This is a genomic window from Pseudomonas sp. NBRC 111123 (assembly GCF_001320205.1).
Taxonomy (GTDB): Bacteria; Pseudomonadota; Gammaproteobacteria; order Pseudomonadales; family Pseudomonadaceae; genus Aquipseudomonas; species Aquipseudomonas putida_J.
The window spans coordinates 68,131-81,375 of the sequence record NZ_BCAZ01000023.1 but is presented as its reverse complement, the minus strand read 5'-3'; the positions used below and the strand labels follow the sequence as shown (position 1 = coordinate 81,375).

11 protein-coding genes are annotated in these 13,245 nt (G+C 64.4%); all 11 read right to left on the bottom strand.

The window, feature by feature from the left end:
* Nucleotides 1–74: 74 nt before the first annotated feature.
* The gene (locus APH27_RS13875) at nt 75–1,655 is read right to left on the bottom strand and encodes an aldehyde dehydrogenase (NADP(+)) (RefSeq protein ID WP_060485118.1); all 1,581 of its coding nucleotides are present in this window, start codon (nt 1,653–1,655) and stop codon (nt 75–77) included.
* A 185-nt stretch (nt 1,656–1,840) separates the two neighbouring features.
* Nucleotides 1,841–3,394: a galactarate dehydratase gene (garD, locus tag APH27_RS13870; RefSeq protein WP_060485117.1), complete on the bottom strand. Its 1,554-nt coding sequence runs from the start codon at nt 3,392–3,394 to the stop codon at nt 1,841–1,843.
* A 79-nt stretch (nt 3,395–3,473) separates the two neighbouring features.
* Complete coding sequence (locus tag APH27_RS13865) at nt 3,474–4,838, bottom strand: MFS transporter (RefSeq protein ID WP_027919050.1); 1,365 nt, start codon at nt 4,836–4,838, stop codon at nt 3,474–3,476.
* A 103-nt stretch (nt 4,839–4,941) separates the two neighbouring features.
* Nucleotides 4,942–5,853: a 5-dehydro-4-deoxyglucarate dehydratase gene (gene kdgD, locus APH27_RS13860; RefSeq protein ID WP_060485116.1), complete on the bottom strand. Its 912-nt coding sequence runs from the start codon at nt 5,851–5,853 to the stop codon at nt 4,942–4,944.
* 890 nt (nt 5,854–6,743) lie between these two features.
* Entirely contained in the window at nt 6,744–7,553 is an 810-nt protein-coding gene (locus tag APH27_RS13855; protein ID WP_027919048.1) for a gamma-glutamyl-gamma-aminobutyrate hydrolase family protein, read from the bottom strand.
* A 297-nt stretch (nt 7,554–7,850) separates the two neighbouring features.
* Nucleotides 7,851–8,633 (bottom strand): amino acid ABC transporter ATP-binding protein, encoded by a 783-nt coding sequence (locus APH27_RS13850; protein WP_027919047.1) that lies wholly within the window; start codon nt 8,631–8,633, stop codon nt 7,851–7,853.
* 22 nt (nt 8,634–8,655) lie between these two features.
* Complete coding sequence (locus APH27_RS13845) at nt 8,656–9,900, bottom strand: FAD-binding oxidoreductase (protein WP_060485115.1); 1,245 nt, start codon at nt 9,898–9,900, stop codon at nt 8,656–8,658.
* Between the two features lie 15 nt (nt 9,901–9,915).
* The gene (locus APH27_RS13840; RefSeq protein ID WP_060485114.1) at nt 9,916–10,626 is read right to left on the bottom strand and encodes an ABC transporter permease; all 711 of its coding nucleotides are present in this window, start codon (nt 10,624–10,626) and stop codon (nt 9,916–9,918) included.
* Nucleotides 10,623–11,342, bottom strand: a complete 720-nt coding sequence (locus tag APH27_RS13835) for an ABC transporter permease (RefSeq protein WP_060485113.1) — start codon at nt 11,340–11,342, stop codon at nt 10,623–10,625. The genes APH27_RS13840 and APH27_RS13835 overlap by 4 nt, the downstream gene beginning before the upstream one ends.
* Before the next feature lie 171 nt (nt 11,343–11,513).
* Nucleotides 11,514–12,266: a transporter substrate-binding domain-containing protein gene (locus tag APH27_RS13830; RefSeq protein ID WP_027919043.1), complete on the bottom strand. Its 753-nt coding sequence runs from the start codon at nt 12,264–12,266 to the stop codon at nt 11,514–11,516.
* 21 nt (nt 12,267–12,287) lie between these two features.
* On the bottom strand, nt 12,288–13,160 hold the full coding sequence (locus APH27_RS13825; RefSeq protein WP_060485112.1) for a MurR/RpiR family transcriptional regulator: 873 nt from the start codon (nt 13,158–13,160) through the stop codon (nt 12,288–12,290).
* Nucleotides 13,161–13,245 lie beyond the last annotated feature (85 nt).

Below are 13,245 nucleotides of genomic sequence, written 5' to 3'. Positions count from 1 at the left end.
CGCTCGGTCTCACAGGCGACGCATGCCTCGAGACAGGCAAAAAGAAGGCCCTGCAAGCAGGGCCTTTTTCGTACTCAGACCGCGCCTTCGCTCCACTGCCCATTGACCAGGCGGCGCAGACCCAGTGGGTTGCCGTCACGCAGCGCCTCCGGCAGCAGCGCCTGCGGGTAGTTCTGGTAGCACACCGGGCGAAGGAAACGGTCGATGGCCAGGGTGCCGACCGAGGTGCCGCGGGCATCGGAGGTGGCCGGGTAGGGCCCGCCGTGAACCATCGCGTCGCACACTTCCACCCCGGTCGGGTAGCCGTTGACCAGGATACGGCCGACTTTCTCTTCCAGCAGCGGCACCAGCCAGGCGTAGGCTTCGAAGTCTTCCGGCTCGCCGATCAGCGTGGCGGTCAGCTGGCCGCGCAGGCCAAGCAGGGCGTCACGCAGTTGCGCCTGGTCCTTGACCTCGACCGCCACAGTGGTCGGGCCGAACACTTCTTCCTGCAGCAGCGGGTCGGCCTCCACCAGCAGGCGGGCATCGGCCTTGAACAGCTGGGCATGGGCCTGGCTGCCTTGCTGAGCCTGGCCGGCCAGGTGCTCGATACCCGCGTGGGCGTGCAGGTGCTCCAGGCCGCCGACATAGCTGCGTAGGCCGCCGGCGTTAAGCATGGTTTGCCCGGCTTGCTGGTCCAGGTGCTGGCCGAGGTCGGCGAGCAGCTGGCTGTACTGTGCCGATTGCAGGCCGATGACCAGGCCTGGGTTGGTGCAGAACTGCCCGGCCCCCATGCACACGGAGCCGGCCAGCTCGCGGGCGATGGACTCGCCGCGCTTGGCCAGGGCACCCGGCAGGATGATCACCGGGTTGATGCTGGACATCTCGGCGAACACCGGGATCGGCTGCGGGCGCTCGGCGGCCATGCGGCACAGGGCATCACCGCCTTTGAGCGAGCCGGTGAAGCCGACGGCCTGGATGGCCGGGTGCTTGACCAGCGGTTCGCCGACGCCAGCACCGAACACCATGTTGAACACGCCCTTGGGCATGCCGGTGCGCTCGGCGGCGCGCTGGATGGCGCAACCCACCAGGTCGGCGGTGGCCATGTGGCCGCTGTGCGCCTTGAACACCACCGGGCAACCGGCGGCCAGGGCGGCGGCGGTGTCACCACCGGCGGTGGAGAAGGCCAGCGGGAAGTTGCTGGCACCGAACACGGCCACCGGGCCAACGCCGATGCGCATCTGGCGCAGGTCCACGCGCGGCAGCGGCTGGCGTTCGGGCAGAGCGAGGTCGATCCGCGCACCGAGGAAATCGCCACGGCGCAGCACCTGGGCGAACAGGCGCATCTGGCCGCTGGTGCGGCCTCGCTCGCCCTGAATGCGGGCGGCAGGCAGGGCGGTCTCGCGGCTGACGATAGCGACAAAGGCGTCGTCCAGTTCGTCCAGTTCGGCAGCGATGGCGTCGAGGAACTCGGCGCGGCGGGCCGGTTTCAGGTTGCGAAATTCGACAAATGCGGCGGCGGCAGCCTTGGCTGCCTGGTCCACTTCGCCTTCAGTGGCCTGGGCGAAGCTGTAGGGCAGGGCCTCGCCGGTGGTGGCGTCCAGGCTCTGCAGGCGTTGCGGGCCAGCAGCGCTGCGCTGGCCGGCGATGAAGTTGTGACCGAGGATCTCAGGCATGGGGTGCTCCTGTAGAAGTAGCTGAAGGGTGAAGACTATTCAGGCAGGCGTGACTGGCCCCTGTGGGAGCGGGTTTACCCGCGAACACCGGCGAAGCCGGTGCCATCCACCGAGTCGCCTGCTTCGCGGGTAAACCTGCTCCCACAGGGACCGCGACACATGGGGTAGCGAGCCAGCCCGACTCATCAGGTAATCGGTGCCGGGTTGAACAGGGTGATGTCGTTGTGCAGGCGGTGCTGTTCGGCCCAGGTCTGCTTGCGGCCACTGGCCACGTCCAGGTAGTAATGGAACAGCTCCCAGCCCAGCGCTTCGATGGTCGAGCGGCCGGTGGCGATGCGCCCGGCGTCAATGTCGATCAGGTCTGGCCAGCGTTGGGCCAGCTCGGTACGGGTGCAGACCTTGACCACCGGCGCCATGGCCAGGCCATACGGCGTGCCGCGGCCGGTGGTGAACACATGCAGGTTCATCCCAGCGGCCAGTTGCAGGGTGCCGCAGACGAAGTCGCTGGCTGGGGTTGCGCAGAAGATCAGGCCCTTGCGGTTGACCCGCTCGCCCGGGCCAAGCACGCCCTGGATGGCGCCGCTGCCGGATTTGACGATCGAGCCGAGGGACTTCTCGACGATGTTCGACAGGCCGCCTTTCTTGTTGCCCGGCGTGGTGTTGGCGCTGCGGTCTGCCGCGCCTTGTTGCAGGTAACGGTCGTACCAGTCCATTTCGCGCACCAAGGCATCGGCGACTTCCTGGTTTTCGGCGCGCGAAGTGAGCATGTAGATGGCGTCGCGTACTTCGGTCACCTCCGAGAACAGCACGGTGGCGCCGGCCCGTACCAGCAGGTCGGCGGCAAAACCCAGTGCCGGGTTGGCGGTAATGCCAGAGAACGCGTCACTGCCGCCGCACTGCATGCCGAGGATCAGCTCGCTGGCGGGCACTGTTTCGCGGCGGCGCTGGTCGAGTTTCTTCAGTCGGGTTTCGGCCAGGCCCATGATCTGCTCGATCATCTCGCCGAAGCCGAGGCTGGCGTCCTGCAGGCGATACAACCACGGTTCGCTGAGGTCCACCGACGGGTCGTTGTCGTGCATCACCTGGCCGGCCTGGAGCTTTTCGCAGCCCAGGCTGATCACCAGCGCTTCGCCGCCCAGGTTGGGGTTGCGCGCCAGGTTGCGCACGGTGCGGATCGGGATATAGGCGTCGCGGGCGTTGATCGCCACGCCGCAGCCGTAGCTGTGGGTGAGGGCGACCACGTCATCGACGTTGGGGTACTTGGGCAGCAGTTCGCTGCGGATACGCTTGACCGCGTGCTCCAGCACGCCGGTCACGCATTGCACGGTGGTGGTGATGCCGAGGATGTTGCGGGTGCCGACGGTGCCGTCGGCGTTGCGGTAGCCTTCGAAAGTGAAACCGTCCAGCGCTGGCAGGGCATCCGGTACCGCGTCGCAGCGCGGCAGGCTGTCCAGCTCCGGGGCGGCAGGCATGGCCAGCTGGCTTTCCTGCACCCAGCTGCCCTGGCGCAGGTCTTCCAGCGCATAACCGATGATCTGCCCGTAGCGGCGTACCGGCTCGCCCTTGGCGATCAGCACGGTGGCCACCTTGTGGCTCTGTGGCACGCCTTCGACCAGGGTCAGGCCATCGGCGAAGCGGGCGCCTTCGCCCAGGCCGCCGTCGTTGACCACCACCACGACGTTATCGTCGTCGTGCAGGCGGACGTAGCGGGGCGAGTCGGAATGTTCGATCAACTGCATGTTTGGGCCCTACTTGTCAGGTTCTCAGGCTTTTTGTACATCCGCCCGCGCAGGCTTTGGCCGGCGCGGGCGTGTTCACTCAGTGCCGCGAGCTGGCCAGTTCGCCGTTGGCGGCTGGCTCAGGCTGTGGCTTTGGGGCATCTTCGCGCAGTTCGATACGCTTGATCGGGCCGACGATCACCAGGTAGCTGAACACCGCTACCAGGGCGTTGGCGCCCACATACACCAGGGCCCACTTGAACGAGCCGGTGGCGCTGATGATGTAACCGATGACAATCGGCGTGGTGATCGACGCGATGTTGCCGAAGGTGTTGAACAGGCCACCGGACAGCCCGGCGATCTGTTTGGGCGAGGTGTCTGCCACCACGGCCCAGCCGAGTGCACCGATGCCCTTGCCGAAAAACGCCAGGGTCATGAAACCGACCACCATCCACTCAGCGTCCACATAGTTGCAGAACACCATGGTGGTCGACAGCAACAGGCCGCAGACGATCGGCAGCTTGCGCGAGAAGGTCAGCGAGTTGCCGCGGCGCAGCAGCCAGTCCGAGATCACTCCACCGAGTACGCCACCAATGAAGCCGCACACCGCCGGCAGTGAGGCGATGAAGCCGGCCTTGAGGATGGTCATGCCACGTTCTTGCACCAGGTACACCGGGAACCAGGTGAGGAAGAAGTAGGTGATGGCGTTGATGCAGTACTGGCCCAGGTACACGCCCAGCAGCATGCGGCTGGTCAGCAGTTGCTTGATGTAGCCCCATTTCGGGCCGTCGTTGCCGCGCTTCTGGTCCATGTCGACCAGGCCGCCGTTCTGCTCGATATGTTCGAGTTCACTTTGGCTGATGCGTGGGTGCTGGCGCGGGTTGTAGATGGTCTTCAGCCACACCATGGAGAACACGATGCCCAGTGCACCCATGACCACGAACACGTGCTCCCAGCCGAAGCTGAACACGATCCAGCCCATGATCGGGGCGAACAGTGCGGTGGCGAAGTACTGCGCCGAGTTGAAGATCGCCGAGGCGGTACCGCGTTCCTGGGTCGGGAACCAGGCCGCGACGATACGGGCATTGCCCGGGAACGACGGGGCTTCGGCAAAGCCGACGAGAAAGCGCAGGGTGAACAGTGTCACCACTGCCCAGGCCACCGGCAGGCCGCCGACAAAGCCCTGCAGCAGGGTGAACAGCGACCAGGTGAAGATACTGAAGGCGTAGACATTCTTCGAACCGAAGCGGTCCAGCAGCCAGCCACCGGGGATTTGCCCGGCCACGTAAGCCCATCCGAAGGCGGAGAAAATATAACCAAGGGTGACGGCGTCGATGCCGAGGTCTTTCTGCAGGCTGGAGCCTGCGATGGCGATGGTTGCTCGGTCTGCGTAGTTGATCGTGGTCACCAGAAACAGCATGAACAGGATCAGGTAGCGCACATGCGTCTTTTTAGTCGCTTGCATGCTGGTAATACTCCCACTAGTTATTTTTGTGCGGGCTCACGAGTTGTAGCCGGAGCGGGGCGGGCCCACTCCGGATGCGGCAATGGCAGGCCGCGGGGTGCGCTTATTGCGGACCCATCTTGTCCATCAGCGCTGCGAGCATTTCGTACTCTTCTGCGGTCAGGTCGGTCAGCGGGGTGCGTACCGGGCCTGCGTCGTAACCGGCGATCTTGGCACCGGCCTTGACGATGCTCACGGCGTAGCCAGCCTTGCGGTTGCGGATGTCCAGATACGGCAGGAAGAAATCGTCGATCAGCTTGGCCACGGTGGCGTGATCGTCACGGGCGATGGCGTGGTAGAAGTCCATCGCGGTCTTCGGAATGAAGTTGAACACCGCCGACGAGTAGACCGGTACACCCAGCGCCTTGTAAGCCGCAGCATACACCTCGGCGGTCGGCAGGCCACCCAAGTAGCTGAAACGGTCGCCCAGGCGGCGACGGATCGACACCATCAGCTCGATGTCACCCAGGCCGTCCTTGTAACCGATCAGGTTCGGGCAGCGCTCGGCCAGTTGCTCAAGCAGGTTGGCGTTCAGGCGGCAGACGTTGCGGTTGTACACCACCACACCGATGTTGACCGATTTGCACACCGCTTCGACGTGGGCGGCGACGCCGTCCTGGCTGGCTTCGGTGAGGTAGTGCGGCAGCAGCAGCAGGCCTTTGGCCCCCAGGCGCTCGGCTTCTTGCGCGTATTCGATGGCCTGGCGGGTAGAGCCACCGACGCCGGCGAGGATTGGCACCGACTTGGCGCAGGTGTCGACCGCGGTCTTGATCACCTGGCTGTACTCGCTGGCGGCCAGGGAGAAGAACTCACCGGTGCCGCCGGCGGCGAACAGGGCGCTGGCGCCGTACGGGGCCAGCCACTCCAGGCGCTTGATGTAGCCAGCCTGGTTGAAGTCGCCCTGGGCATTGAAATCGGTGACCGGGAAAGACAGCAGGCCGTGGGAGAGGATGGATTTCAGTTCTTGTGGATTCATTGTTGTTGGCATCCTGTGGCGCTTGGGGTGAAGGTGATGTTCTGCGTTGGAGGTAAGTTATCGTACAACCTGTGCGATGACTAGTCCCTTTTGCAGAATTTTTTGCGGGGATGCCATGGGGTACGGCTCGGGATGTGTGTGGGTGCGCCTATCGAGCGCCGCCCGCGCGGCGCATCGCGGATGAATCCGCTCCTACATCTGTTTCGGGCCAATCACTCCTGTGGGGGCACCGCTGTCCGCCCTGTATGCAGGGCTTAAGACATGCGCCAAGGCAGACGACCATGGCGTAACAGGTTCGGCACGTTGCAACAAATGTAGGAGCGGATTCATCCGCGATGCGCCGCGCGGGCGGCGCTACATCTGTTTCGGGCCAATCACTCATGTGGGGACACCGCTGTCCGCCCTGTATGCAGGGCTTAAGACAGGCGCCAAGGCAGACGACCATGGCGTAACAGGTTCGGCACGTTGCAACAAATGTAGGAGCGGATTCATCCGCGATGCGCCGCGCGGGCGGCGCTACATCTGTTTCGGGCCAATCACTCCTGTGGGGGCACCGCTGTCCGCCCTGTATGCAGGGCTTAAGACAGGCGCCAAGGCAGACGACCATGGCGTAACAGGTTCGGCACGTTGCAACAAATGTAGGAGCGGATTCATCCGCGATGCGCCGCGCGGGCGGCGCTCGATCTCCCAGGCGCAGAAGATCTTACGACAACCACAGGGCAGTCATCGTATCTCTTGCGGGGGAATGAAAAAAAACGATCGCGGAGACAGGCACACGCCCGCCGCCCGCTTCCACGGGAAGTGTTCTGGGACCAGCAGAGGGTGACCGGGGAAGCGGGGGCGACCTTGCGCCGCCCCGCGATCAAAGCTAACGAAGCTGAAACCGGCTATCAGGCAGCCTGTTGGCGCTTGATCTGGCTTTTGCGCACCTGTGCGCGGCAGGCATCGCCGAAGGCCTGGAAGATCTTGATCGAATCAGGGTTCTTCGCCGCTTGCCATTCCGGGTGCCACTGCACGGCAAACAGGAACGGCGAGATGCTCGGGGCGTGGATCGCCTCGACCAGGCCGTCTTCGGCGTGGGCGATCGGCTCGATGCCGGCGCCCAGGTTGCGCAGGCCCTGGCCGTGCAGCGAGTTCACGCGGATCTCGTCGGTGCCCAGGGTTTCACGCAGCCAGCTGCCCGGCTTGATCTTCACACCATGCACCTGGGCGTACTGCACATCGACCGGATCTTCCGGGTTTTCCCGGTGGTCGTTGAAGCCAGGTTCGGCGTAGACCTTCTGGTAGATGTCGCCGCCCAGGGCAACGTTGATTTCCTGCATGCCACGGCAGATGCCGAAGATTGGCAGGCCGCGCTTGAGCGCTGCCTTGACCAGCGGGATGTCGAACAGGTCGCGGTTGACGTCCTGGCCTTTGCCCGGGGTCTGGTTTTCCTGGCCGTACAGGCTTGGCTCGATGTTGCTGCCTGCACCGGTCAGGTATACGCCGTCGGCCATGTCCAGATAGGTCTCGAGGTCTTCGATGCCACAGCAGGTAGGCACCAGTACCGGGACGCAATCGGCGAAGTCGACCAGCGGGGTGATGTATTTGTGGGTCATGACCTGATAGTCATGGCCTTTGCGCTCTTGGCTGCCCATGGTCATCAGGACGACGGGTTTGCGCAGGGAGGGTTGCTTGTTGCCAATGTTGCTGTTGGACATATGTCACCTTATGACAGGGCTCTGCCTGTCGTTGTCGTGCAGGCGCACGGCTCTTGGCCTTGATGTGCTACCTGAAGTCCCGAGCACTGCCGGCTCGTCAGTGGACGATTCCGGTCGGGGCTTGTAGATAGCTTGCCAGAGCCGTTCGATATGTCAAACGAGCAAAAAGCGGTTAAGGCGCCGAAATACGGGGGCTGAACCCTTGCGGGCCTGAGCCGGCAAGGGTTTGGCAGGGGGTAAGGTCAATAATATTTAACGACGCAGTTGGATCATTGCAGCGCTGCAATGATCGGCGGCTCAGTGGAGTATCTGCGCCAGGAAGGCCTTGGCTCGCGCGGTGCGCGGCTGGCTGAAGAATACCTCGGGCGGGCTGTCTTCGATGATCTGCCCGCCCTCGAGGAACAGCACCCGTTCCGCCACCTGGCGGGCAAAGCCCATTTCATGGGTGACGCAGAGCATGGTCATGCCGGTGCCAGCCAGTTGCACCAGCACGTCCAGCACCTCGGCAACCATCTCTGGGTCGAGCGCCGAGGTCGGCTCATCGAACAGCATGATGCGCGGCTTCATGCACAGCGCCCGGGCAATCGCCACGCGCTGCTGCTGGCCGCCGGACAACTGGCTGGGATACTTGTGCGCCTGGCTCTCGATGCCGACCTTGTTCAGGTACATGCGCGCCCGTTCTTCGGCGTCCTTGCGCGACAGGCCGCGCACACTGGTGGGTGCCAGCAGGCAGTTGTCGAGCACAGTCATGTGCGGGAACAGGTTGAAGTGCTGGAACACCATGCCGATCTCGCTGCGTACCTGGGCCGCCTGGCGCGTGTTGGCGGCCAGGTCGGTGCCGGCGACCTGGATGCTGCCTTGCTGGGCGATCTCCAAGCGGTTGATGCAACGGATCAGCGTCGATTTGCCCGAGCCGGACGGGCCACACAACACAATGCGCTCGCCTTCGCGCACCTGCAGGTCGATGTCGCGCAGCACATGGAAGGCGCCATAGTGCTTGTTCAGGCCCTCGATGCGGATCAGCTCCGGGCGTGGGTCGGGTTCGGGGGCAAGGCTGGCAACGCTCATGGGGGCGGTCATGTTGTTGTTCTCCCGCTGGGTGTCAGTCGAAACGTGCCGCGCTGTAGGGCGCAGGGTCGGTGAAGGGGCGTTCGCCGGTAAGAAGCTCGGCCACCAGGCGGCCGCTGACCGGGCCGAGGGTAAGGCCGTGGTGGGCGTGGCCGAAGTTGAACCACAGGCCTTTGTGCCGGGGCGCCGGGCCGATCACCGGGCGCATGTCGGGCAGGCACGGCCGGCGGCCGAGCCAAGGTTTGTCATCGAGGCGCTCGCCAAGGGCCGGGAACAGCTTGCGGGCCAGGGCCTCGCAGCGCCTGAGCTGGATTTCGTTGCCCGGCGCGTCGCTGGCGGCGAACTCGATACCGGTGGTCAGGCGCACGCCGCGGGCCATGGTGGCCAGTACATAGCCGCCCTGGGTGTCGCAGATCGAATGCTGCAGCTGCGCGCCGTCGCGGGTGGCGTAGTGCATGTGGTAACCGCGCTTGATGCCCAGTGGAATGCGGTAGCCCAGGCGCTCGTAGAGCTCGCCCGACTGCGGGCCCAGGCAGGCCACCACCTCGTCGGCGGTAATCGGCCCGCGCTGGCTGTCGACCTGCCACTGGCTGCCCGCCTGGCGCAGGCTGCGCGCATCGCCATGCAGGAACTGCCCGCCACGCTGCACGAACAGGGCGGCATAGCCACGGGTAAGGGCGCCCGGGTTGTTGACGGTCTTCGGGTCGAGCCAGTGGATGCCGCCGACCACGGCACTGTCGAGCTGATGCTCGCGGGCCTGCAGTTGGCCGCGTTCGAGGATTTCGTATTGCAGGCCATAACGGGCCAGGCCCTTGAGCTCGGCCTTGGCCTGTTCGAACAGCGCCGGGTCGCGATACACCTCGATCCAGCCTTTGGCCTGGATCAGCCCTTCAAGGCCGGCCGCCTGGATCAGCGCGTCGTGTTCCTCGACGCTTCGCTGCACCAGCGGCAGCATGTCGGCCGCTGCCCCGGCCAGGCGCCCAGGCGCCGACTGTCGCCAATAGCGCAGCAGCCATGGTGCCGCCTTGGGCAGGTTCAGCAGGCTGTAGCGCACATCTGGCTGGCGGTTCAGGCCATAGCGCAGCAAGGCGCCAAACTGCCGGGGGAAGGCATAGGGGATCACGCTGGAGCGCTCGATCAGCCCGGCGTTGCCATGGCTGGTGCCGCTACCGGGGTCGTCACGGTCGATCAGGATCACCTGGCGCCCGCGAGCCTGCAGGTGCAATGCGGTGCTGACGCCGACGATGCCGGCGCCAAGAACAAGGGTCTGGCAATGCATGGATGTATCCTTCGGTCAGTTCAGGTGGCGGCCCAGGCGGGCTTCCAGGTGTTTGAGCAAGCGCCGTACCAGTTCGACGATCAGCAGGTAGAGCACCGCGGCCCACAGGTAGATCTGGAAGTCGAAACTGCGCGAGAACGCCAGTTTGGTCACGCCCATCAGGTCATAGATGGTCACCAGGGATGCGATGGCGCTGGCCTTGATCATCAGGATCAGCTCGTTGCCCAGCGGGCCGATGGCCACCAGCAACGATTGCGGCAAGATCACCTTGAAGAAGGTCGTCGAGCGTTTGAGGTTCAGCGCGCGTGCCGCTTCGTACTGGCCCGGCGCGACGGCCATCAGGCTGCCGCGGAAGATCTCGGCCTGGTAGGCGGCGGTGTTCAGGGTGAACGCCAGCAAGGTGCAGAACCAGGCTTCCCGGAAAAACCACCAGAGGCCGACGTCCTGCCAGAAGCTCTTGAGCGAACCCAGGCCGTAATACAGCAAGAACAGCTGTGCCAGCAGTGGCGAGCCGCGGAAGAAGTAGATGTAGCCAGCCGCCATGCGCTGCAGCAGCTGGTGGCGCGACAGGCGCGCCAGGGCCAGCAGCAGGCCGAGCACGGCGCCCAGGCTGAAGGAGATCGCGACCAGCTTGGCAGTCACCAGCAGCCCATCGACGAAGCGCGGGCCGTAGCGGTCCAGCAGGTCCGGGTCCAGCACCAGGCCCAGCAGTTGTTCGGCACTCATGCGCGTGCTCCTTGCAGGTGGCGGTTGCTGCGGCGTTCGATATAGGCGAACACCCGTCCCGAGGCGGCCGAAAACAGCAGGTAACCCAGGCAGGCGACGCCATAGAAGAACATTGGCTCCTTGGTCACACTGACCGCCAGGTTGGTCTGGCGCATCAGGTCGACCAGCGAGATGGTCGACACCAGCGAGGTGTCCTTGAGCAGAGACAGCCAGTTGTTCGACAGCCCCGGCAGGGCGATGCGGGTCAGTTGCGGCAGCACCACCTTGAAGAACCCGGTGCGCTTGCTCAGGCCCAGGGCCGAGCAGGCCTCCAGTTGCCCTTTGGGCAGGGTCTTGAACGCAGCCAGCCAGATTTCGCTGGAGAACGCCGCGAAGACCAGGCTGAAGGCGATCATCGCGGCCAGGAAGGTATTGATCAGGAACTCGCCTTCATAACCCATCGCCGCCAGCAGCTTCTGCGCGGCGATCTGGCAGCCGTAATAGATGATCAGCAAGGTCAGCAGCTCGGGCAGGCCGCGGAACACGGTGGAGAACGTGGTAGCCCAGGCGCGTGGCAAGCGCTTGCGCGAGCGCGCCGCCAGGGCGACCGCCAGGCCCAATGGCAGGCCGATGGGCAGGCAGGCCAGGGCCAGGGAAACGGTAACCAGCGCGCCGGCCAGCAACGCCTGGCCCCAGCCTCCGCTGGCGAAGGACAGCAAGGACAATTGATCGAGCATGACGAACCCCTTGGATGGGCTGCGCGGCTTCTGTGTAGGAGCGGCCTTGTGTCGCGAAAGGGCCGCAGAGCGGCCCCAGCAATCTGTGCTGTTGCATAATTCCTGGGGCCGCTACGCAGCCCTTTCGCGACACAAGGCCGCTCCTACAGCGATAGCGCAGTTTTCCGAAGATCAGTTGTAGATATCGAAGGCAAAGTACTTGCTGGCGATCTTCTGGTAGGTGCCGTTGGCGACGATCGCGGCCAGTGCGCTGTTCAGCCGCTGGCGCAGGGCGTCGTCGTCCTTGCGCACGGCAATGGCGGCGTCGGCCTTGGTGTCGGCAACATCGCCGAGGATCTTGCAGCAGTCACCGCCGTTCTTGTTCATCCACTCGTGCAGCGGGAACTTGTCGGCGATCACGCCGTCCAGGCGGCCGGCGGCGAGGTCGGCGTTAGCCTCGTCCATGGTCGGGTACAGCTTCACGTCGGCGCCGGCCTTGGCGTACACGTCTTCGGCATAGATGGCTTGGGTCGAAGACGACTGGGCGCCGACGGTATAGCCGTCGAAGCGGGTCTGGGCGTCGCTGATCTTGCTGTCCTTGGCCACGGCGACGGTCAGTGGGGTGCGGTAGTAGTGGTCGGTGAAGGCGATCTTCTTGCGCCGTTCCTCGGTGTCGATCATCGACGCCACCACGGCATCGTACTTGCGCGCCATCAGGGCCGGGATGATGCCTTCCCAGTCCTGGGCGACCAGGGTGCATTCGACCTTCATCTGTTCGCACAGGGCGTGGGTGATGTCGATGTCGAAGCCGTGCAGCTGGTTATCGGCATCGACATAGTTGAAGGGCGGGTAGGCACCTTCGGTGGCGAAGCGCAGGGTTTCGGCACTGGCGTTGCCTGCCAGCAGCAAAGCGCACGCACCCAGCATGGCCATGGTCTTGTTCATCTCGCACCTCTTGCACTCTTGCTATTGTTGTTTGCCCGCGGGCCACGAGGTGTAGCCGACGAACTCGTTATGTAGAGCGGCAGTCGCTTCCAAGCGTTTTTCAACATCAGGCCCGAGCTTCTTGCAGACCTCGTTGACCATCAGGTGCACCCACGACAGCATGGTCGCGGTGGATTCCCAGAACAGATTGAATTCGGTGGGGATGCGGAACACTTCGTCGGCATGGGCATCAGCCCAGTCGCAGAAGGTGTCGGTCACCAGCGTGACCGGGATGCCGGCGGCACGTGCCTTCTGGCACAGCTGCAGGGCATGGCGTGAATAGCGGCGGGCTTCGAACACCACCAGGGTGGCGTCCTCGCTGCGCCCGAGCAGCACGTCGCCGAAGTGCCCGGCGCTGCCATCGACCAGCAGTACGCCGTCGCGCAGGTATTGCAGCAGGTGGCTCATGCACATGGCGATGCCGCGCTCGGTCTGGAAGCCGGCGATGCACACCCGCGGCTTTTCCGCCAAGCGTTTTGCCACGGCGTGCCAGGCGCCGCTCTGGCGGTATTCGTGGACACGTACCAGGGCGGCCATTTCCAGCTCCAGGCTGCCGGCGTTGTCGCTGACGTCCTCGTTCTGGCGATATTCTTGCAGGCGATCACCCATCAGCCATGGCCCATCGCCGAGGTCGCTCTGCAGGTCTTGCTTGAGCGCCTTGAGATGGGCATAACCGAGGGAGCGGCAGAAGCGACCGACGCTGGATTCGCTTACACCCAGCTTGGCAGCAATGCTGGCCGAGGTCTGGAACGGCAGTTCGTGCAGGTTGGCGAGCATGTAGCTGGCGATCTTGCGGCCTGAGGCGGCGGCCCCGGGCAGGCTGTTTTCCAGGCGTTGCTTGATCGGTTGGCTCATGCTGCTGCTCCAGGCGAGGCGTGGAATAGAAAATGGCTGTTTTCTGTCATGGCGTCAACAATTGACAGATAGCTGTCACTTATCG